Here is a 21435-nt window from a genome sequence, read left to right on the forward strand (position 1 = left end):
ACAGACGTGCACCCGATCGCGTCGCCGCTACGCGTCGCTCAGCGGATCATCCGGCCCCGCCGGCACCAGCCGCAGGACCCTGGCGTCCGGGTGGGCGGCGGTGCGCGGCAGCAGCGAGTCGAGGTCGTCGGACACGTGGACGAACCGGCCGTGGAGCGCGTCGTACCTTCCCGACACCAGAGCGGCGACATGACCGGCGGCCGCCTCCGGTGGCGTCCACTCCTCAGCGGGCAGGAGGCCGAGGTCCGGGCGGTCGTCCGTCATCGCGGTGCGCACCAGGCCCGGGCTCAGGTCCATGACCACCACTCCCGACCCGGTGGTCTCAGCGGCGATGCTGTCCGTGAGCCGCATCAGCGCCGCCTTCGACACCGAGTACGCCGCCGACGTCCCGCCGCTGCGAGAGCCCTGCAGGCTGTTGATGTTGATGATGTGACCGCGACGCCGGGACAGCATCGAGGGAAGCACCGCTCTGGTGCAAAGGGCGGGACCGCGCACGTTCGTCTCCACGACACGCCACCAGTCGTCCGGCTCGGAGTCGGCGAACGAGCCGTACCGCCCCAGATATCCGGCGTTGTTGACCAGGACGTCGACCGGCCCCAGGGCGGTGGTGACGCCGGCCAGGACGCGGGAGACGTCACCGCTGCTGGTCACGTCTCCTTGCGCGACAACCACTCGACGTCCGCGCTGCTTGATCAGCTCGGCCGTCTCGGTGAGCTGCTTGACCGAGCGCGCGGTGATGCCCACGTCGAAACCCTCCTCGGCCAAGCGGACGGCGATGATCCGTCCGATTCCGCGACCGGCACCGGTGACCAGGGCGACGCGCCCGCTGCTCATCATGTGTCCCTTCCATGCTCGTTCCCGCGACACCCGCGTCCGGCCGTCGGTGGTTCCGCCCACGGGCACGCCACCGGATCCGCCGGCCGTGCCCGCATGGGCGTGTGCGGCATCTCGAATCCACGAGACCGGCTCCCTCGCGTGCTCGCAGGTAAGGAGTCTGGGTCAAGCAGCAACGAAAGTCCAGTTGAAGTTTCTTCGCTGAAAGGTAAGCTCAGCTTTCATGTTGGACCTACGCCGCCTCCGGCTGCTGCATTCGCTCGCAGCGCACGGCACGGTCAGCGCGGCGGCAAAGGCCCTGCATCTGACAGGGCCCGCGGTGTCCCAGCAGATCGCCACCCTGGAGCGCGAGGCCGGAGTCTCCTTGGTGCGCCGCAACGGCAGGCGCCTGACGCTGACCGATGCCGGTCACGTCCTGGTCGCCCACGCCGCCGTCCTCCTCGACCAGCTCGCCGCCGCGGAGGCCGACCTGCTGGCATTGCGCACACAGATCGTCGGCACGGTCCGGCTCGCCTCCTTCGCCTCAGCCACCGCGACGTTCGTCGGAGACGCCTGGCGAAGCATCGTGGCCGAGCACGGCGACCGGCTGACCCTCCGTCTGACCGGAATGGAGCCGGAGGAAAGCCTGCCCGCACTCACCCGGGGCGAGATCGACCTCGCCGTGACACACTCCTACGATCTGCTGCCGTTCGCGCTGCCACCCACATCCGAGCGACACGACCTGCTGACCGACCCCGTGGTGGTGGCGCTACCGGCCGACGACCCGGCCTGCCAGGAACCGAGCGCGGACCTCAGCTGCCTCAGCGATCATCCCTGGCTCTCCGTCGCCTCTGACACCTCCTGCCACCAGATGCTCCAACGGGCCTGCGGGATCGCCGGATTCGTCCCGCACCTGGTCGCACAGACCAACGACTACGCGGCGATCCTCTCCCTGGTCTCGGCAGGTGCCGGTGTCACGCTGCTGCCCACGCTGGGAGCCCGGCACCTGCCGCCGAACGTCGTCCTGCGTCCCCTCCGCCAGCCGATCAACCGGCACGTCTTCGCCATCACCCGCCATCAGGGCGATCGTCACCCTGCCATCAGCGTCATCCTCGAGCATCTGATCACGGCGGCGGCGCGCTGCTAGCGCTGCCGGGGAAGGCGTTCATCTCCACTTCGGCTGCGACTCGCCGGCCGGCCGATCCGTGCGGCAGATCGCCATCGACTGCCCTGGCAGTCGCATGCCCTCCTCCCCCGCCACCACGGGCTCGTCCGATGCCAGCAGCACCGCCCCGGGGCCCGCCGCCACCGGCACCGTGACCGACTCCTGCGCGAGGTTCACCGCCACCGCCAGCGCCCCGCGCCACATCACCAGCCACCTCTCCAGCGGGTCCACCTCCACCCGGACCCGGTCCAGGCGCGGGTCCGACAGCTCGGGCAGCGCCTTGCGGAGGGCGATCAGGTCGCGGTACCAGCACAGCAGCGACCAGTGCGCCTCCTCCTTGACCTCGGTCCAGTCGAGTTTCGAGCGCAGGAACGCCTCCTCGTCCGAGGGGTCGGGCGCGTCCCATTCGTACCCGAAGCCGTCGAACTCCCGCTCCCGCCGCTCCCCCTCGCTCTCCCTCAGCGCGGGCTCCACGTGGTCGGAGAAGAACAGGAACGGGGTGCGCGCCCCCCACTCCTCCCCCATGAACAGCATGGGGGTGAACGGCGAGGTCAGCAGCAGGCCGGCGCCCAGTTTGAGCGCGGTGAGCGGCAGCCGGTCGCCGGCCGGGCGGTTGCCGATCTGGTCGTGGTTCTGGAGGCAGGCGACGAGCCGGTGCCCCGGCACGCCCGCGAAGGAGCCGCCGTGGGAGCGGCCGCGGAAGGCGGAGTAGCTCCCGTCGTGCAGCACGCCCGAGGTCAGGACCCTGGCCAGCGCCCCCAGGGAGGCGAAGTCCGCGTAATAGCCGTGCGACTCGCCGCTCACCGCGCAGTGCAGCGCGTGGTGGACGTCGTCGTTCCACTGGGCGGTCATGCCGAGGCCGCCGGCGTCGAGGGAGCGAACCATGCGCGGGTCGTTGAGGTCGGACTCGGCGATCAGCGTCAGGGGGCGGCCCACGGAGCAGGCCAGCGCGTCCACCTCGGCCGACAACTCCGCCAGCAGGTGGGTGGCGCGGCGGTCGTGCAGCGCGTGCACGGCGTCCAGGCGCAGCCCGTCGATGTGGTAGTCGCGCAGCCACTGCACGGCGTTGCCGACGAAGTAGCGGCGCACCTCGTCGGAGTCCGGCCCGTCCAGGTTGACCGCATCGCCCCAATAGCTGCCCTTGAGTCCGGAAACGTAGGGGGCGAAGGGGTCCAGGAAGTTTCCCGACGGCCCCAGATGGTTGTAGACGACGTCGAGGATGACCCCGATCCCGGCCCGATGGCAGGCGTCCACGAACGTCTTGAGCCCGTCAGGCCCCCCGTACGTCTCGTTCACCGCATAAAGGTCGACCCCGTCGTACCCCCAGTTACGCCCGCCCGGCACGGGCGCCACCGGCATGACCTCCACGAAGTCCACGCAGAGCTCGACGAGGTGCGGCAGCTTCTCGACGGCCGCCGCGAACGTCCCCTCCTGCGTGAACGTCCCCACGTGCAGCTCGTAGACCACCGCGCCCCGCAGGTCGCGGCCCTTCCAGTCGTGGTCGGACCAGGTGAAGCGGCCGTGGTCGTACACGGCGCTGGGCCCGAAGATCCCCTCAGGCTGCCGCCGCGAGCGCGGGTCCGGGTACGGCCCCTCGCCGTCCACCGCGTACGCGTAGAGCGTCCCGTGCGAGGCCCCCGCCACGTCGACCGACCACCAGCCCCCCTGCCCGCGCGACATCGCGTGGCGGACGTCCTCGACGGACACGTCGACAGTCGTGGCCTTCGGCGCCCAGACCTCAAAGATCATGTCTCTCCAGGAGTGCGACCGGATACTGACCGAGCAGGTGCGCGAGCGGGATGCGCCCCGTGTGGAGGCCGCCGGTCAGCAGGTCACGCCACGTGCCGGCGGGCAGCGTCAGGGAGGTGGTGCCCCAGCCCGTGGCCGCCAGGCGTACGGGCAGGCGGGTGGCGACCGCGACCGCCCGCGGGCGCTCGCCCCGGGCGAAGGCGATGACGTGCGAGGCCGCGGGCCCCTCCGCCCAGAGGGGCAGGTACGGAGCCGCGCCCCCGAGCCGCCGGCGAAGCCGCAGTGCCTGGGTGGTGACCAGCAGCTTGGCGGCGTCCCAGGCGCTCTCCGGCTTGCGGGGGTAGGTCACGGGCCGCCGGTTGTCCGGGTCGACCAGCGAGAAGTCCGTCGTCTCGTTGCCCTGGTACACGTCGGGCACTCCGGGCATCATCAGCTGCACGAGCTTGGCCCCGAGCGAGTTGGACATGGCGTAGGGCTCGATGTGCTCGGTGAACTCCCCCACCGGCTGCCGCACCGCCGCAGCCGCGAACTCCCGCAAACCACGCTCATAAGACGGATCCGGATTTATCCAGGAAATGGAGGTCTTGGCCTCCCGCGCCGCCTTCAACAGGTACTCCGCGAACCGCTCGACCGAGATCGGCCAGGCCGCCATGAGATTCTGCCAGGCGAGATAGTCGAGACAGGGATCGAAGCTCACCTCCGACGACCACGACGCCACGGCGGCGGCCCACTCCTCCGGCATCTCCGACAGCACCGACAGCCGGGCCCGCACGTCCTCCGACCGTTTCGTGTCGTGCGTGGACAGCGTGGTCATCGTGTACGGCCGCAGCTCCGCGCAGTAGTCGTGGAACTCCTCCACCCCCACCCCGAACGCGTCCGGCTCCCCGCCCACCTCGTTGAGGCACGCCAGCGGGAACCACCGGTAGAGCGCCGTGTCCTCCACGCCCTTGGCCATGACGGGACCGCACGTCTGCTGGAACCGCACGATCGCGTCGGCGCCGCCGTACAGGACCTCGCGGGCGAGGGGCAGCACGGCGGGCGAGCACGCCTCGGCGGCCAGCTCGACGATCTCGACGGACTCGGGCGGCGGCGGCTCGCCCGGCACCACGTACGCGCGGTAGACCGGCATCGCGGCGAGCAGCTCCCGCACCGCGTCGGGGTCCTGCCCGGCGGCCTTGGCCAGGCGCGCGACCTCGGCGCCGAAGAACAGGTCGAGCACCTCCCGCTTGGCCCGCGCCATCACCGGCCGGTATTCGGCCGGCTGCCCGGTCAGGTCGGTGAAGAGCCGCACGAGCGGCTCCTTCCCGGCGGGGTCGACGAAGAGGCCGTTGACGCGGTTGAGCACGTCGTAGCCGGTGGTGCCGTCGCACGCCCAGTCACCAGGCAGCCGCTCGGGGCCGATGAGGATCTTCTCCACCACGGTCCAGGTCTCGCCCGCGCGGGCGCGCAGGCGATCGAGGTAGCCGCGCGGGTCGGCCAGGCCGTCGGGATGGTCGACCCGCAGCCCGTCGACCATCCCCTCGTCGAGCAGCCAGAAGATCACCTCGTGCGTGGCGAACAGCACGGCGGGGTCCTCGACCCGCAGCCCTATTAACGACGACACGTCGAAGAAGCGCCGGTAGCCGGGGCCTTCGCGCCAGTCGACCAGCTGGTAGTGGCCGGGGTAGGGGAAGGCGTGCTCGTGGTAGCGCAGCACGTCGCCGTCGACGTACGGGTCCGTCTCGTCCCCGAGCACGGGCAGCGCCACCTTGCCCTCGGACCAGTCGATGTCGAACCAGTTCGCGTACGGGGAGGCGGCCCCGTGCTTGAGCACCGACCAGAACTGGGCGTTGACGGTGTTCATGTGGTTGGGCACGATGTCCACCACGACGCCCAGGTCGTGCGCGGCCAGCTGCTGCGCCATCTCCCTGAACCCGGTCGCCCCGCCGAACTCCTCCCTGATCCTGGAGTGGTCGGTGACGTCGTAGCCGTGCAGCGACCCGGGCGTGGCCTGCAGCACCGGCGACAGGTAGACGTGGCTCACGCCCAGGTCGCGCAGGTAGCCGGCGATCGCGGCGACCTGCGCGAAGCCGAAGTCGGGGGTCAGCTGCACCCGGTAGGTGGAGGAGGGCCTAGACACGGCGCAGCACCCGTACGCTGCGTCCCGGCACCTCGATGGCCTCGCCGCCGCGGCACATCCGGGCGTCGAGTCTGATCGGCATCGCGGTGTCGATCTCGGTGTGCCACATCTCGCCGTAATCCTTGGGGATCGTGAACTTGATGGTGTCGTGGTGGGCGTTGAACAGCAGCAGGAACGAGTCATCCCGGATCGGGCGGCCACGGCGGTCGGGCTCGGTGATGGCGTCGCCGTTGAGGAACACCGCCAGCGACTTGGCGTATCCGACGTTCCAGTCGCTGTCGGTCATCTCCTCCCCTGAGGGGGTGAGCCAGGCGATGTCGTTCAGGCCGCGTACCGGCTTGCCGTAGAAGAAGCGCCTGCGCCGGAAGACCGGGTGCTTCTTGCGCAGTGCCGCGAGGCTCTGGGTGAACTCCAGCAGCAGCCAGTTCTCGCGCACGTCGGACCAGTCGACCCAGGTCAGCGCGTTGTCCTGGCAGTAGCCGTTGTTGTTGCCCTTCTGGGTGCGGCCCAGCTCGTCGCCGTGGGAGAGCATGGGCACGCCCTGCGACAGGAAGAGCGTGGTGAGGAAGTTGCGTTTCTGCTGCTCGCGCAGCGACTCGACGGCGTCGCCCGCGGGGCCCTCCTCGCCGCAGTTCCAGGACCGGTTGTCGTCGGTGCCGTCGCGGTTGCCCTCCTTGTTGGCCTCGTTGTGCTTGCCGTTGTACGAGACGAGGTCCTGCAAGGTGAAGCCGTCGTGGCAGGTGACGAAGTTGATGGAGGCGGCGGGCCGGCGGCTGTCGTCCTGGTAGAGGTCGCTCGACCCGGTGAACCGGGAGCCGAACTCTGGCAGCGTGGCGGCCTGTCCGCGCCACAGGTCGCGGATCGTGTCGCGGTAGCGGCCGTTCCACTCCGTCCACCGGGACGGGAAGTTGCCGACCTGGTAGCCGCCGGGACCCACGTCCCACGGCTCGGCGATCAGCTTGACCTGCGACAGCACCGGGTCCTGCTGCACCAGGTCGAAGAACGAGCTCAGCCGGTCGACCTCGTGCAGCTCCCTGGCCAGGGTCGAGGCCAGGTCGAAGCGGAACCCGTCGACGTGCATCTCGATGACCCAGTAGCGGAGCGAATCCATGATCATCTGCAGGACGTGCGGGGAGCGCATGAGCAGGCTGTTGCCCGTGCCGGTGGTGTCGACGTAGTAGCGCGGGTCGTCCTCGACCAGCCGGTAGTAGTTGAGGTTGTCGATCCCCCTGAACCCCATCGTCGGCCCGAGGTGGTTGCCCTCGGCGGTGTGGTTGTAGACGACGTCGAGGATGACCTCGATGCCGGCCTCGTGCAGCGCCCTGACCATGGCCTTGAACTCCAGCACCTGCCCGCCGCGCTGCCCCTGGCTGGAGTAGCGGTTGTGCGGCGCGAAGAAGCCGATCGAGTTGTAGCCCCAGTAGTTGGACAGGCCGCGCTGCTCCAGGATGTGGTCGGTGACGAACTGGTGCACCGGCATGAGCTCCAGCGCCGTCACCCCGAGCTTGGTGAGGTGGTCGAGGATCTCGGGGTGGCCGAGCGCCGCGTACGTGCCGCGCAGGTGCCTCGGGATCTTGGGGTGGCTGATCGTCAGGCCCCGCACGTGGGCCTCGTAGATCACGGTGTCGTGGTACGGCGTCGCGGGCGGCCGGTCGTGCCCCCATCCGAAGAACGGGTTGATGACGATGGAGCGCGGCACGTACGGGGCGGAGTCCATGTCGTTGCGCGTGTCGGGCTGGCCGAACCGGTAGCCGTACACGGCCTCGTCCCACTCCACGCTGCCCTCGATGGCCATCGCGTACGGGTCGAGCAGCAGCTTGCTGGGGTTGCACCGCAACCCCCTGGCGGGGTCGTACGGCCCGTGGACGCGGTAGCCGTAGCGCTGGCCCGGCCCGATGCCCGGCAGGTAGCCGTGCCAGATGAACCCGTCGACCTCGGTCAGCGGCACCCTCGACTCGGTGTTGCCCTCGTCGAACAGGCACAGTTCCACCGCGTCCGCGACCTCGGTGTAGAGCGAGAAGTTGGTGCCGGCGCCGTCATAGGTGGCTCCGAGCGGATAGGGGTCACCCGGCCAGATCTCGATCATCGAGGCTCCCTTGCGGTCTCTCCCCATGTTCCGTTCCCCCGGTCGACCCGACAAGCCGCTTTGTTCCTTCCACCGTCACCACGAGTTACTCCAGTTGGCGGAGTGAGCTCGCCGGATGTCTGGAATCGGGTGATGTGCGGCGCGGCTTTGCGTCACTTGGGGACCGTGGTGCGCACCTCGGGGCGCCGGTCGGACAAGATGGACCGATGAGCGTTGAGTTGATGGTGTGGGACGAGCCGGTGCCGATCAGCAGGGACCAGGCCCGCGCCGCCTATCTGTCGGTGAAGCGCACCCGTCCGGTGGCCGGGGAGGTGCCCGACATCGCCAAGGAGCTGCCCGGGGAGATCGCGCTCTATCCGGGCCACGTGCTGGTGTCGATGGACCTGGACACGATGGACGAGACCTCCGCCCAGGTCTTCGCGGTCGCGCGGGCGCACGGCATGGTCTGCTACGACCCGCAGCGCGACCTGGTGCACAACGTGGCGCCGCTCGGCGTGTACGAGGGCATGCAGCTGCACACGGGCGACGGCATGGTCGTCCACGACCCCGACCTCGGCCTCGTCCACGACGTGCTGGCCACGCTGTCGGCGCAGAACCCGTTCGTGGCCCTGGTGAACTTCGGGCGGCACTTCCTGCAGGTCTCGCCGGGCTTCGAACTGGAGTACAAGGAGGGCACGCTGGTCAGCACCGTGGTGCCGGAGCTGGCGGAGGTGCGGGCGGCCTTCCACGAGTACGCCACGGGCGACCGCTCGTTCCTGAGCCGCCACCGGTGGACCCCAGCCTAGATCACCGGCCTAGATCACCGGCCTAGATCACCTGCCTGAGCAGCTCGGGATCCACGTTCCCGCCCGACAGGACGGCCACCGTGCGCCCGGCCGGGACGCGCCCGGACATCAGCGCCGCCGTGGTCACCGCGCCGCTGGGCTCGGCCACCAGGCGCGCCGACCGCGCCAGCCGCCCCATGGCGGCCCTGATCTCGTCCTCCGACACGGTGACGATGCCGTCGATCCACCGGCTGATGTGCGCGAAGGTCAGGTCGGACAGCCCCGTGCGCAGCCCGTCGGCGATGGTGCGGAACGTCCGCGCCGGCCCCCACTCCACCGGATGCCCGGCGGCCAGGCTCTCCGCCGCGTCGGCGGCCAGCTCGGGCTCGACCCCGATCACCCTGGCCTCGGGCCGCAGCGCCTTGACCGCCGCGCCGACCCCGGAGGCCAGCCCGCCGCCGCCCACCGGCACCAGCACCGTCTCGACGTCGGGCAGGTCCTCGACGATCTCCACCCCGACGGTGCCCTGCCCCGCGATCACGGCCGGGTGGTCGTAGGGCGGCACCAGCGTCAGCCCCCGCTCCCGCGCCACCTCCTCGGCGACAGCCTCGCGTTTCTCGGGCGGCACGATGACGATCTCGGCGCCCCATCCCTCGATGGCGGCCACCTTCACCTGGGGGGCGCCCTCGGGCACGACCACCACGCACGGCACGCCGAACTCCTTGGCCGCGTAGGCCAGGGCCTGCCCGTGGTTGCCGGACGAGTGGGTGACGACGCCGCCGGGTCGCAGCGAGGCCACCGCGTTGTAGGCGCCCCGGATCTTGAACGCCCCGATCGGCTGCAGGCTCTCCGGTTTCACCCACACCCCCTCCATGTCAGGGGGGCCCATCCGCACGAGCGGCGTGCGGACCGCCACTCCCCTGATCCGGTCGGCCGCGGCGCGGATGTCGTCGAGGGTCACGAGCTCCATGCGATGATCCTACGGAAAGCGCCTGATGAGGCAGGATCGGGGAGCATGAGAACGTTGTACCCGCCCATCGAACCGTACGACTCCGGTCTGCTGGACGTCGGCGACGGCAACCAGATCTACTGGGAGGCCTGCGGAAACCCCGACGGCAAGCCCGCCGTCATGTTGCACGGCGGGCCCGGAGGCGGGTGCACCGACAAGCACCGCCGCCAGTGGGATCCCGAGCTCTACCGGATCGTCCTGTTCGACCAGCGCAACTGCGGCCGCAGCCTGCCCCACGCCAGCGACCCGGCCACCGATCTCGCCACGAACACCACCTGGCACCTGGTGGCCGACATGGAGCGGCTGCGCGAGCACCTCGGCATCGACAGGTGGCAGGTCTTCGGCGGCTCGTGGGGCAGCGCGCTGGCCCTGGCGTACGCGCAGACGCACCCGGACCGCACGACCGAGCTGGTGCTGCGCGGCATCTTCACCCTCCGCCCGCAGGAGCTGCGCTGGTTCTACCAGGACGGCGCCTGCCACATCTTCCCCGACCTGTGGGAGTCGTTCGTGGCGCCCATCCCGCCGGAGGAGCGCGACGACCTCATGGCGGCCTTCCGCCGCCGGCTCGAAGGGGACGATCACGACGCCAGGCTGGCCGCGGCAAGAGCGTGGTCACAGTGGGAGGGCGCCACGGTCACGCTGCTGCCCGACCCCGAGCTGGTCGAGGAGTTCGGCGAGGACCGCCACGCCGTCTGTTTCGCCCGCATCGAGAACCACTACTTCCACCACGGCGGCTGGTTCGGGCCTGAGCAGCTCATCAGGGACGTCGACAAGGTCCGCCACATCCCCGCCGTGATCGTGCAGGGCCGTCACGACGCCTGCACGCCCATGGCCACCGCCTGGGACCTGCACAAGGCGTGGCCCGAGGCCGCCTTCCACGTCGTCCACGACGCCGGGCACGCCTCCACCGAGCCGGGCATCGTGGACCGGCTCATCGAGGCGACAGACGGGTTCGCACGAGCCGTACCGCGGGAGTGAGAGCCCCCACGACGAGCAGCGCGAACAACGGCGCCAGGATCAGCCCCATGAGGAAGCCCGCGAGCACGTCGTGCAGGTAGTGCACGCCCACGAAGACCCGCGAGAACGCCATGAGGACGGCGAGCGGCAGCACGGTCCAGGCCAGGGCGCGCCAGACGAGCACGAGCGTGGCCGCGGCGCCGGCCGCGATCACCGAGTGGTTGCTGGGGAAGGACCAGTCGTCCAGGGGCGGGCACGCGACGAGCGTGGCGATCCCGCCCCGGCACGGCCGGTCCTCCCTGATGAAGGTCTTGAGCACCTCGCTCAGGACGTACGCGATCACGATCCCGACCGGTCCCGCGATCACCAGCGCCAGGTCGCGCGCCGGACGGCGCCACGCCCGGAGGAAGGCCACCACGAACAACGCCGCGAAGAGGAATAAACCCGCGTCAGTGCCGACTTCTGCGAGCGTGTGCAGCCATCCTGGCGTGGTCATGGCGAAGTCGACGATGTTGCGGTACACGGGTGTCCAATCGGTTAACCAGTAGTGGACACGACCTTACGAACTAACGCCGCCTAACGCCTCGACCTATTGGCCAAAAGAGGGATGACTTACGTAAGGAGTTGCCGGATCAGCGCGGCCTGCTGGCTCTCCAGCTCGCTCTTGGTGATCAGCCCCCGGTCGAACGCCTCGGTGGTGGCGTCGCAGGCGGCGACGTAGTAGGCGGCCATGATCTCGCTGCGGAGCGGCGTGAACCCGCGCTCCACGCAGTCGGAGAAGATGGTGACCTTCCGCTCCACGGCCTCCGCGGCCACCGTGCAGGCCAGATCCCGGTCTCTGAGCTGCTGAACCGCTTCACCGAGGGTGCCGAACGACCCGTTGAAGTTGAAGCGGGTGTCAAGGGTGATCTTCACTTCTTTACGCCTCCAAGGGTTTACAACGCTTCGATCAAGGCCGCGTATTCCCAGTTCAGAGCGGGTAGGAGGGCAATCGTGATCGGAGAGCACGTGATCGTCGGCTACACCGGCGGCCAGGGCGGGCGCGACGCGCTGGCCCTCGGCGCCGCGATCACGCGCATCACCGGCGGCGAGCTCACGGTCGCCGTGATCTACCCGCCGGGCAGCCCGGGGCTGGCGGTGGAGGCGCAGGCCAACCTGGCGCACGCGGCCGAGGAGCTGGGCGACGTCCCGGCCGAATACCTCACCTACGAGAGCAGGGGCACGGGGCGCGGTCTGTCGGTGCTGGCCAGCCGCATCAGGGCCGACCTCATCGTGGTCGGCTCGGCGGAGGGCGGCCGGCGCGGCCGGATCGAGATCGGCTCCACCTCCAGCCACCTGCTCCACCGGTCGTCGGAGGCGGTCATGCTGACGCCCGCCCACCACGTGCCGGCCGACGGGCCCGAGCGCCTCACGCTGGCCTACGTGCACCGCCCGCAGTGCGACGAGGCCGTCGAGCGCATCGCGCAGGCGGCGCTGCGGCTCGGCATCCCGCTCCGGCTGATCACCCTCGACCTGCGCACCGAGGACCAGGGCAAGCTCAGGGACGACCTCGCGCTGGCCGTGCGGCTGGCCTGGGAGACCACGGGCATCGAGGCGGAGTCTGAGGTGGCCGAGGGGCACGACGTGGCCGCCGCTCTGGAGACGGTGGAGTGGGCCCCCGGCGAGCTGCTGGTGTGCGCGGCGAGCGAGGACGCGGAGCCGCACCGGGTGTTCCTGGGCGAGCTGGCGATGAAGGCGCTGCGGGCCTCACCCTGCCCGGTCATCGTGCTGCCCCGCGGCTTCGCCTGACCCCCGGCGCGCGACCCAGGCGCCCTACGACCTCGGTACGGGGCGCCCCTTACGCGCGGGCCGTGACGGCCTCGTACAGCTCCAGGTAGCGCTCCGCCATCACGGACGGTGAGAAGCGCCTGCGCGCCTCCTCGCGGCACTCCTCGGGGTCCAGCTCGTCCACCCGCAGCACCCACTCGGCCAGCTCCTCCTCGGAGTCGGCCAGGAACCCGGTGCGGCCGTGGTCGATGATCTCGGGCAGGCAGCCCCGGCGCAGCCCCACCGGCGGCACCCCGAGCGCGAGCGCCTCCACGACGGCCGTGCCGCCGGGTTCGTCCCACTGGATCGGGAAGAGGGCGGCCCTGGCGGAGGCGTAGAGGTCGTCCCTGGCCTCGCCGCCCACCGCGCCGACCCACCGCACCAGGTCCCCGTCGAGGTAGCGCGCCACCTGGTCGAGGTGGTAGCGCACGTCGGGGTGGCTGTGCAGCGGGTGGTACGGGTCCTGGACCACGACGTCCAGCTCGGCGGGGCTGTTGCGGCCGCTGACCGGCCCGGCGAGCACCAGCGGGAGGCCGAGCTTCTGGCAGATCCTGGCCGCCACGTGCTGGCCCTTGAGCCCGCAGATGCGGCCCATGACCACCAGGTGCTCGCCCTGCCCCGCCACTGCGGGGCGGCCGGCGAGCGGGCTGGCCAGGTGGACGGCCCCGAGCGAGGCGGCGCGCAGGGCGTCGGGGGCGCGGGCGAGCTGCGACTCCGAGACGCCGTTGACCGCGATCGACGGCGGGAACGCGGCGTAGAAGGCCGGATGCTTGCGCAGGTCCCAGTGGAGCGTGTGCAGGACGGGCGGGCCGCCGAGCGCCGACAGCACGGAGGGCCCGACGACCTCCACGTGGTCGTGCACGAGGTCGATGTCGTCGCGGGCGCGCAGTTCGGCCGCCACCCTGGCCTGGTGCGCGTGCGCGATCCCCATGACCTGGTTGTACGGCTTCTGCAGCTCCGCGAACTGGCCGTCGTCGTACACGCTGATCAGCTCGTCGACCTCCAGCGTGCTGGACCCGGCGGCGGCGAGCACGATCCGCACGCCGCGCTCGCGCAGCGCGGGCACCAGCGTGGCCACCACGTTCTCGATCCCGCCGTAGCCGGGAGGCGGGACCGCGAGCCACGGCCCCGCGTTCACCAGGACTTTCATGCCACATCCTCCTCCAGCACGAGGGAGGCGAGCGGAGGTCGCTCCGCCACGGCCAGGTCCACCAGGTCGGTCCCGTCGAGCCCGAACTGGAGCATCGCGCAGGCGGGGGGCTCGGACGCCAGCACCCGGCCCTGGCGCTCCAGGCGGGACCAGGCGGTGAGCATGATCTGCCCGGCCATCCGGCCGAGCGCGGCCATCGGCTGGTGGGTGTGCGTGCGCGTGCCGAGGTCCACCTGGGCCATCGCGTCCAGGCCGACGAGCCGGAGCAGATCGACGAGGAGCCCGAACTCCACGCCGTACTCGGTGACGAAGGGCACCTGCTCCAGCACCTCGCGGCGGGCCGCGTACTCGCCGCCGAGCGGCTGGGCGAACCCGGCCAGTTCCGGCCAGAACATGTTGAGCATGGGCCTGGCCACCAGCTCGGTCACCCGGCCGCCCGCGCCGCGGCGCGCCACCCCGTCCTCGCCCGTGAACGGTCTCTCGTACGCGGCCTTGACGAAGTGGGTGCCGCCGCTCATCAGCAGCGGCCCCACCAGGGCGGACACGAAGTGCGCGGCGAAGTCGCGCAGGTCGGCGTCCACGAACACGACGATGTCGCCCCTGGAGGCCGCCAGGCCCTTCCACAGCGCCTCGCCCTTGCCCGTCAGCGGCGGCAGGTGCGAGAGCACCTGGTCCTGCGCCACCACGCGGGCGCCCGCCTCGCGCGCCCGTTCGGCCGTGGCGTCGGTGGAGTTGGAGTCGACGACCAGGATCTCGTCGACGAGCGGGAGCCGCTCGACGAGGTCGCGGCGGATCACCCTCACGATGTCGCCCACCGTGCGCTCCTCGTCGCGCGCGGGCAGCACGACGCTCACCGTCGTGGCTCCCTTCGCCGGAAGCAGGGCCTCGGCCGGCCACTCGGCCGCGGTGCTCGAGTGCGGGCCGTACCATTCCTGGACTCTGGCCAAGGCTCGCAGATCTCTCTCCATGCAGTCAGCCCCGATCTCATGAGGTGACGACCTCTGCCCGATCTATGCGCCTTTGAACCTGTTTGTTTGGCGGCGACGGGAGGTGGCATATGCCGGATTGTGTCCCCAATGATTCGCGTCGGCATCATAGGTGCCGGAAACGTCGCCGCCCGCCACGCAGACGTCCTGTCGAGTTTCCCCGATGTTATGATCGCCGGAATCGCCGACACGGACAGGCAGAAGGCCGAGGATCTGGCCGCGAAGCACGGCGCCCCCGCCTATGGGGGCCACGCCGACCTGCTGGGTGCCGGCGCTCTGGATGCGGTCTACGTATGTGTACCGCCATTCGCGCACGGTAATCCTGAGCTGGACGCCCTATCGTACAATCTACCGATATTTGTAGAAAAGCCACTTTCGCTGGACCTGCACACCGCGGAATCCATCGCGAATGAAATATCGCGGCGCTCCCTGCCGTCCGCGGTCGGCCATCACTGGCGCTATCTGGACATCCTCCATCAGGCCCGTGACCTGCTCGCCGAGCGCCCCGTACGGCTCGCCCTGGGCCACTGGCTGGACAAGGTGCCGCCGGTCGCCTGGTGGCTGGACCGCAGCAGGTCCGGCGGCCAGATCGTGGAACAGGCCGTCCACGTGCTGGACCTGGCGCGGGTCCTGGTGGGCGAGGTGACGATGGTGCACGCCGTGCCCGCCGGCGAGAGCGGCGACGGCGAGGTGGACCGGGCGACGGCCGCGGTGCTGCGCTTCGCCGACGGCGCGGCCGGGCTCCTCGCCACCTCCTGCCTGCTCAGCCAGAAGCACCGGGTGGGGCTGGAGGTGTGCGCGGAGGGCCTGGCTCTGGAGCTCAGCGAGACGCGGCTGCTCGTCGACGGCGAGCGGGTGATCGAGGACGACGGCCAGGCGAAGACGCGGGTGGACCGGGAGTTCGTCAACGCCGTTCGGGGTAGGGACGCCGACGTGCGCGTGCCGTACGGCGAGGCCCTGCGGACCCACCGCCTGGCCCTGGCACTCGCGCGGTCCGCGACCGAACGGAGGCCGGTGATGCTCGATGGGTGACGTGATCAGCATCGAGGGACCCGGCGAGGTGTGCCTCGTCGAGGAGAAGCTGCCCGACATCCCCGACGGCGGGTTCATGGTGGCGACCACCCACAGCGGTGTCTCGGCCGGCACCGAGCTGACCTACGTCAAGGGCACCAACCCCTACCTGTCGTCGAGCTGGGACCCGGCGCTCGGGCTGTTCACGGCGGGCGCGCCGTCGGTCGGCTTCCCCGTGCGCGGCATCGGCTACATGCAGGTCGGGCTGGTGGTCGAGACCCGCACGCGGGCGGTGGCCGAGGGCGCGCTGGTCTCGATGTGCTACGGGCACCGCACGGCGTACGTGGCGGACCCGATGACCGACAGGTTCGTGGAGCTGCCGGACGACCTCGACCCGATGCTCGGCGTCTACGTCGCCCACATGGGCCCGATCTGCGCCAACGGCCTCCTGCACGCCGCTCACGACCTGCTCGGGCCCGGCGTGCGGCACCTCGGCGACGGCGTGCGCGGCCGCCGGGTCGCCGTCGTGGGCGCGGGCGTGGTCGGGCTGCTGACGGCCTGCTTCGCCATGGCGGGCGACGCGGCCGAGGTGGTGGTCGTGGACGAGACCCCGGCCAGGCTGGCGATCGCCGAGGCGCTCGGCGCGAACGTGCTGTCCGCCGACGACGACCCGGCGGTGGACCTGAAGCGCCGCTGGCGGCACGGCCCCGACGACCGGGGCGCTGACGTCGTCTTCCAGTGCCGCGGCCGGCCGAGGGCGCTGGCGCTCGGGCTGCGGCTGCTGCGCCCCCAGGGCACGCTGGTGGACCTCGCCTTCTACACGCAGGGCGCCGACGACGTCCGGCTGGGCGAGGAGTTCCACCACAACGGGCTCACCGTGCGCTGCGCCCAGATCGGCCGGGTGCCGCGCGGCCTGGCGCACGCCTGGGACAGGGAGCGGCTCTCCCACGAGACGATCAAGCTGCTCAGGCAGCGGGGCACGCGGCTACGCGAGCACGTGGTGACCGACCTGGTCGGCTTCGCCGACGCCCCCCGCTTCCTGGCCGACCTCGCGGCCGGACGCCGGCAGACCGTGCAGGCCGTGCTCTGCGACCACGTCGAGGATGAGGGCGGCTGACCAGCTGAAGTCGCGGCAGCCGTGGCCGCTCAGGGCGAACGGGTCGAAGTATTCACGGAACCCGGCGTGCGCGACCGCGGCGGTAATCCCGTCGGCGACGAGGGCGGCCAGGTCGGGACGGCGGTCGCGGAGCCCCTGCCAGACCAGCCACGTGAGGTTGATCCAGCTCGGGCCGCGCCAGTAGCGGGCCGGGTCGAACTCGGGCGCGGCCGGGGAGTAGCTGGGCAGCGCGCCGTCCTTGAGCCCGAACCGGTCGAGCGCGGTCGCGATCAGCGCGCCGGCCACGTCACGCGGCAGCCCCGGCAGCAGCAGCGGGGTCAGCCCGGCGGTGCTGGCGGAGTGGATCAGCAGCCCCGTGCGCACGTCGCGGGCCTGGAAGAGCTCGCCGTCGAAGAGGTGCTCGACCATCGCGGCGGTGATCGCGGCCGCCTCGCGCTCGTGCGGCGCGGGGTCGAGGCCGAGCACGCCCGCGATCTCGGCCAGCGTGGCCTCGGCGAGCCCGTACGCGGCGTTGAACAGCGGGCACTCGATCTGGAACTCCCCCGGGCCGCGGTAGCCGGAGTCGCGGTAGGCGGCGGCGAGCGAGACGTACCGCTCGTAGTCGCGGTCGGTGGGCCGCTCGTCGGCGCTGACCGTGGCGAGGTCGCGGCGGACGAACCCGGCGGCGGCCGGGCGCACGGCCTGCAACGGCAGGTCCCAGGCCGGGCTGTTGTCCATGCCCGACTCCCACGGGTGCACGATCGAGACCAGCCCCTCGGGCGAGCGCCTGGCCGCGCGCAGGAACTCCTGCTGCGCCACGAGGCGGGGGTAGATCCGGTGCAGGAACGCGGTGTCGGGCTCGGCGAGGTACGTCTTCCACGCGGCCAGCGCGTGGACCGGCGGCTGCACGATGCCGGAGGTCGCCGACCCGGAGGGAGCGTGCGCCTGCCAGAACTCGGGCCCCGGGAAGTAGGCGCCCTCCGGCACCGCCGGGTTGAACACGATGTGCGGCACCCTGCCGTCGCGCCACTGCGCGCCGAACAGGGACAGCAGCTCCGTCCTGGCCCTGCGCGGCGACCAGCGGGCGTTGCCGATGGCGGTGAACGCGGAGTCCCAGCTCCACTGGTGCGGGTAGAGCCGGCGCGAGGGAACCGTGTGGCTGCCGTCCCAGTTGGCCACCAGGACCCGCACGGCGTCGCGCAGGATCACAGGTACTTCCTGACGAAGGCGGCGGTCTGCGGGAGGACGATCTCGGGCTCACCCCGCAGGCGGCATTCGAGCGCGAGGTAGCCGTCGTAGCCGACCGCGTCCAGGGTGGCCAGCTCCGCGCCCCAGTCGATGTGGCCGGTGCCGGGCTGGTTCCGGTTCGACTCGCTGATCTGCATGTGCGCGAGGTAGGGGGCGGCCTCGGCCAGGGAGCGGCAGGGGTCGTCCTCCTCGATGTTCATGTGGTACGTGTCGCCGACGACCCTGATGGAGTCCATCGAGCAGTAGGAGACCGCGTCGGCCAGGGTGTTGACCATGTGGTTCTCGTACCGGTTGAGCGGCTCCAGCATGATCAGCACGCCGTTGCGCTGCGCGTGCTCGCCGAGGATGCCGAGCGCCTCGGCCAGCACCTCGCGGTCCTCCTCGGGGCCGCGCGGCGGCTCGAACGGCGGCAGCCGGCGCGAGAACTGCCCCCAGGAGGCGGGCGTCATGACGCCGATGCCGCCCAGCTCGGCGATGACCGTGAGCTGGGACCTGAGCTGCTGGATGGCGTCCGTGCGCCTGGCCGGGTCGAAGTCGCCGATGAAGTGCGGCATCTCCACGCACACCGTCGGCATGACCACGCCGTCGGCCAGGGCCCGCTTGAGCTCCGTCAGGCGGCCCGCGAAGTGGAAATCACCCTTGCCGCGCAGCTCGATGGCGTCGAACCCGGCGTCGACCGCGAAGGCGAACTTCTCCTGCAGCGTGCGCCCGGGCAGGAGCTGCTCCTGTACGGCGAGCTTCACTGTCACTCCTCGAAGGTGAAGACGAGCTGGAGCACCTCGGACTGGTGCCTGTCGATCAGGTCGAAGGCCTGCGCGGCCCGCTCGACGGGGACGACGTGGCTGACCAGCTCGCCGACCTCGACCTGGCCCTCGTGCACGAGAGCCATGAACGTGCGCTGCAGGCGCTCGACGTCCCACCGGTGCGCCAGCCACGAGGCCACGCCGCCGATCTGGGAGGAGACGAGCTGGACCTGGTTGTGGTGGAACTCCTCGCCCAGCCGCAGCCCGACCGCGTCGCCCTGGTAGAAGCCGGCGGCCACGACCCGGCCGCCCTTGCGCACGGTCCTGATGGCCTCGTGCAGGCCCTGGTTGCTGCCGCTCAGCTCGATCACGGTGTCGGCGCCCTCGACGCGCTTGCGCATGAACTCGGCCACCGACCCCGCGCGCACGTCGATCGTCTCGGCCGCGCCGAACTTCCTGGCGATCTCCAGCCGATCGGGGATGGCGTCGGCCGCGACCACCCTGGCGCCGCTGAGCACGGCCAGGCGGGTGGCGAGCAGCCCGATGACGCCCTGGCCGAAGATCGCGATCTGGTCTCCGAGGTGCACGTCGGCGGCGTGCACGGCGTTGAGCGCGATGGCGCCCACGCGGGCGAACACGCCGGTCAGCGGGTCGGCGCCGGGCGGCAGCACGTGGCCGACGAGCTTGTCGGCCGGGACGACGGCCTCCGCGCGGTGGCCCCAGATGCCCCACACGACGCTGCCGATCGGCGGATCCGCGACGTCGGGCGCGGCCTCCACCACCTCGCCGACCTCCTGGTAGCCCCAGCCGGTCAGCGGGTAGGCGTGCGTCTGCCCCTCGACGAAGAGCCGCCGCTCGGTGTCCCAGTGGCGATTGAGGTAGGGATTGGTGCCGCGATAGGCGGTGAGCTCGGTGCCCGACGAGACGCCGGAATAGATCGTGCGGACTCGTACGGACCCCGGCACCAGGTCGGCGGACGGCTCGAGGCCGACGCGCACTTGGCCCGGCCCTTCAAAGGTGATGACGCGCATTCCTCAACACTTACGCTTATTGATCAAGCAGAAGTTAAAGTTTTAGTCGTTGTTTGCATACGATAGTTGCGCTCGTAACAGACTTAAGTCTACGTCTTCCACGCGTGACGGCTGGGGACATTGGGGTTTCCGCGAGCGTGTTTTCCGGAAAGCGACCTTGCCCGTAACGCCTTCCTGGCCGCGGACCTGGGCTTTTCAGCCTCGCAGGTGAACTCCGGATGACCGAAATGGCGGAAAGTAGATCTTTTGCGAAGAAGATCCCTTATTGGTGGGCAGAGGCATGGGGTAGAGGCGGATATCCCCTACCGGAGGAGCCGTGCCATGCCGAACTTCAGACCGGACAAGGCAACCGCCGCCCTCTCCGTCATCCTGCTGCTGGCCGCCTCCACGGCGGCGTGCGGCGACGACGGCGAGTCGTCCGGGAGCGACCAGATCACCGTCTGGACCGAGGAGAACCTGCCCGACCGGATGGCCGTGCAGAACCAGATCGCCGCCGACTTCACCAAGAAGACCGGCATCAAGGTCAAGCTGGTCGGGGTGGCCGAGGACCAGTTCAGCCAGACCATCACGGCCGCCGCCGCGGCCGACGACCTGCCCGACGTCATCGGCGCGCTGCCGCTGTCGGCCGTGCGCGAGCTGGAAGCCAACGACCTGCTCGACACCGAGACGCCGGGCGAGGTCGTCGGCAGGCTGGGCCGCGACTCGTTCTCGGCGCGGGCGCTGGAGCTCGACAGCGCGGGGGGCAGGCTGCTCGCGGTGCCCAGCGACGGCTGGGCGCAGCTCATCCTCTACCGCAAGGACCTGTTCGAGAGGGCGGGGCTGCAGCCGCCCGACACGTACGAGCGGCTGGAGGCGGCGGCGGCCAGGCTCGACACGGGCGGGCTCGCGGGCATCACGCTGGCGATCGCCCCCAAGGACTCGTTCACCGCGCAGAGCTTCGAGCACGTGGCGCTGGCCAACGGGTGCCAGCTGGTCGACAATTCCGGAAATGTCGCTCTTGACTCACCGCAGTGCGTGAAAGCATTCGAGTTCTACGCGAAGCTGGCGCGCGACTACTCGGTCAAGGGCAAGCAGGACGTCGACTCCACCAGGGCCACGTACTTCTCCGGCAAGGCGGCCATGACGATCTGGTCGTCGTTCATCCTGGACGAGCTGGCGGGGCTGCGTAACGACGCGCTGCCGAGCTGCCAGGAGTGCCGTGACGACCCCACGTGGCTGGCCGCGAACACCGGCGTGGTCACGGCGCTGAAGGGACCCGACGCGAGCGCGCCCGCGCAGTACGGCGAGATCGTCTCCTGGGCGATCACCAGCGACGCCGCCAAGGACCCCGCGGCCGCGTTCGTCGCCTACATGATGGACGAGGGCTACGAGCGCTGGATCGGCATGGCGCCGGAAGGCAAGTTCCCCACCCGCGAGGGCTTCGCGGAGACCTGGAACAAGCTGCCCGCCGGGGTCGACACCAAGAAGCCGCTGGCCGACGTCTACCCCGCCGACGTGCTCGACGCCCTGCGCGAGAGCCCCGGCACCTTCGCCCGCTGGGGCATCCCGCAGGGCCAGGGCAAGCTGGTCGGCGCCACCATGGGCGAGCTGCCCGTGCCCAAGGCGCTCAGCGCGCTCGTGGACGGCTCGCTGACCCCGCAGGCCGCCGCCGCGCAGGCCAAGGCCGACGTGGAGACCATCAAGCGCGGGATCCGCCAGTGAC

Annotated in this window: 18 protein-coding genes and 1 pseudogene; 7 read left to right on the forward strand and 12 right to left on the reverse strand. The window is 70.8% G+C overall.

Features of this window, described 5'->3' with window-relative positions:
- Positions 1-27 precede the first annotated feature (27 nt).
- Positions 28-837: an SDR family NAD(P)-dependent oxidoreductase gene (locus FH608_RS01695; protein WP_139627985.1), complete on the reverse strand. Its 810-nt coding sequence runs from the start codon at positions 835-837 to the stop codon at positions 28-30.
- 220 nt (positions 838-1057) lie between these two features.
- Between FH608_RS01695 and FH608_RS01700 the strand changes: the two genes are divergently transcribed.
- The gene (locus FH608_RS01700) at positions 1058-1960 is read left to right on the forward strand and encodes a LysR family transcriptional regulator (protein WP_139627986.1); all 903 of its coding nucleotides are present in this window, start codon (positions 1058-1060) and stop codon (positions 1958-1960) included.
- An 18-nt stretch (positions 1961-1978) separates the two neighbouring features.
- Here the strand turns inward: FH608_RS01700 and treZ are convergent, their stop codons facing one another.
- The 3 genes from treZ to glgX are packed head-to-tail and all read right to left on the reverse strand — an operon-like array spanning position 1979 to position 7932.
- Positions 1979-3727, reverse strand: a complete 1749-nt coding sequence (treZ, locus tag FH608_RS01705; RefSeq protein ID WP_139627987.1) for a malto-oligosyltrehalose trehalohydrolase — start codon at positions 3725-3727, stop codon at positions 1979-1981.
- Positions 3717-5846 (reverse strand): malto-oligosyltrehalose synthase, encoded by a 2130-nt coding sequence (gene treY / locus FH608_RS01710; RefSeq protein WP_139627988.1) that lies wholly within the window; start codon positions 5844-5846, stop codon positions 3717-3719. Before treY ends, treZ begins: the two co-directional genes overlap by 11 nt.
- Positions 5839-7932 (reverse strand): glycogen debranching protein GlgX, encoded by a 2094-nt coding sequence (gene glgX, locus FH608_RS01715; RefSeq protein ID WP_139627989.1) that lies wholly within the window; start codon positions 7930-7932, stop codon positions 5839-5841. Before glgX ends, treY begins: the two co-directional genes overlap by 8 nt.
- Before the next feature lie 206 nt (positions 7933-8138).
- Here glgX and FH608_RS01720 point away from each other — a divergent pair, with 206 nt between their 5' ends.
- Positions 8139-8717, forward strand: a complete 579-nt coding sequence (locus FH608_RS01720) for a hypothetical protein (RefSeq protein WP_226898862.1) — start codon at positions 8139-8141, stop codon at positions 8715-8717.
- 22 nt (positions 8718-8739) lie between these two features.
- Here FH608_RS01720 and FH608_RS01725 read toward each other — a convergent pair whose 3' ends face one another.
- Entirely contained in the window at positions 8740-9666 is a 927-nt protein-coding gene (locus FH608_RS01725) for a threonine ammonia-lyase (protein WP_139627990.1), read from the reverse strand.
- Positions 9667-9711: 45 nt separating this feature from the next.
- On the opposite strand from FH608_RS01725, the gene pip reads away from it, so the two are divergent.
- Entirely contained in the window at positions 9712-10683 is a 972-nt protein-coding gene (gene pip / locus FH608_RS01730) for a prolyl aminopeptidase (protein ID WP_139627991.1), read from the forward strand.
- Here pip and FH608_RS01735 read toward each other — a convergent pair.
- Positions 10637-11185: a phosphatase PAP2 family protein gene (locus FH608_RS01735; RefSeq protein ID WP_139627992.1), complete on the reverse strand. Its 549-nt coding sequence runs from the start codon at positions 11183-11185 to the stop codon at positions 10637-10639. The two genes, pip and FH608_RS01735, sit on opposite strands and share 47 nt — an antisense overlap.
- 89 nt (positions 11186-11274) lie before the next feature.
- Positions 11275-11577 (reverse strand): hypothetical protein, encoded by a 303-nt coding sequence (locus FH608_RS01740; protein ID WP_139627993.1) that lies wholly within the window; start codon positions 11575-11577, stop codon positions 11275-11277.
- Between the two features lie 78 nt (positions 11578-11655).
- On the opposite strand from FH608_RS01740, the gene FH608_RS01745 reads away from it, so the two are divergent.
- Positions 11656-12450: a universal stress protein gene (locus FH608_RS01745; RefSeq protein ID WP_226898863.1), complete on the forward strand. Its 795-nt coding sequence runs from the start codon at positions 11656-11658 to the stop codon at positions 12448-12450.
- 49 nt (positions 12451-12499) lie between these two features.
- Here FH608_RS01745 and FH608_RS01750 read toward each other — a convergent pair whose 3' ends face one another.
- Entirely contained in the window at positions 12500-13618 is a 1119-nt protein-coding gene (locus FH608_RS01750) for a glycosyltransferase (protein WP_139627994.1), read from the reverse strand.
- On the reverse strand, positions 13615-14586 hold the full coding sequence (locus FH608_RS01755; RefSeq protein ID WP_139627995.1) for a glucosyl-3-phosphoglycerate synthase: 972 nt from the start codon (positions 14584-14586) through the stop codon (positions 13615-13617). The genes FH608_RS01750 and FH608_RS01755 overlap by 4 nt, the downstream gene beginning before the upstream one ends.
- A gap of 108 nt (positions 14587-14694) precedes the next feature.
- Between FH608_RS01755 and FH608_RS01760 the strand changes: the two genes are divergently transcribed.
- Both FH608_RS01760 and FH608_RS01765 read left to right on the forward strand, forming a co-directional pair.
- Positions 14695-15636, forward strand: coding sequence for a Gfo/Idh/MocA family protein (locus FH608_RS01760; RefSeq protein ID WP_139627996.1), 942 nt, complete (start codon positions 14695-14697; stop codon positions 15634-15636).
- Positions 15629-16732 carry a zinc-binding dehydrogenase gene (locus tag FH608_RS01765; RefSeq protein ID WP_139627997.1) on the forward strand — a complete coding sequence of 368 codons (1104 nt, stop codon included), beginning with the start codon at positions 15629-15631 and terminating at the stop codon, positions 16730-16732. Before FH608_RS01760 ends, FH608_RS01765 begins: the two co-directional genes overlap by 8 nt.
- 9 nt (positions 16733-16741) lie before the next feature.
- Here FH608_RS01765 and FH608_RS54280 read toward each other — a convergent pair.
- The 3 genes and pseudogenes from FH608_RS54280 to FH608_RS01780 form a co-directional block, all read right to left on the reverse strand.
- A pseudogene (locus FH608_RS54280) lies at positions 16742-17920 on the reverse strand (MGH1-like glycoside hydrolase domain-containing protein); the annotation flags it as partial.
- Positions 17917-18702 carry a sugar phosphate isomerase/epimerase family protein gene (locus FH608_RS01775; protein ID WP_139627998.1) on the reverse strand — a complete coding sequence of 262 codons (786 nt, stop codon included), beginning with the start codon at positions 18700-18702 and terminating at the stop codon, positions 17917-17919. The gene FH608_RS01775 and the pseudogene FH608_RS54280, both read right to left, overlap by 4 nt.
- A 2-nt stretch (positions 18703-18704) precedes the next feature.
- Positions 18705-19700 (reverse strand): zinc-dependent alcohol dehydrogenase, encoded by a 996-nt coding sequence (locus FH608_RS01780; protein ID WP_226898864.1) that lies wholly within the window; start codon positions 19698-19700, stop codon positions 18705-18707.
- 354 nt (positions 19701-20054) lie between these two features.
- On the opposite strand from FH608_RS01780, the gene FH608_RS01785 reads away from it, so the two are divergent.
- Positions 20055-21434 carry an ABC transporter substrate-binding protein gene (locus FH608_RS01785; RefSeq protein WP_139628000.1) on the forward strand — a complete coding sequence of 460 codons (1380 nt, stop codon included), beginning with the start codon at positions 20055-20057 and terminating at the stop codon, positions 21432-21434.
- Position 21435: the final 1 nt, after the last annotated feature.

It is taken from the genome of Nonomuraea phyllanthi (assembly GCF_006334985.2).
In the GTDB taxonomy this organism is placed as follows: domain Bacteria; phylum Actinomycetota; class Actinomycetes; order Streptosporangiales; family Streptosporangiaceae; genus Nonomuraea; species Nonomuraea phyllanthi.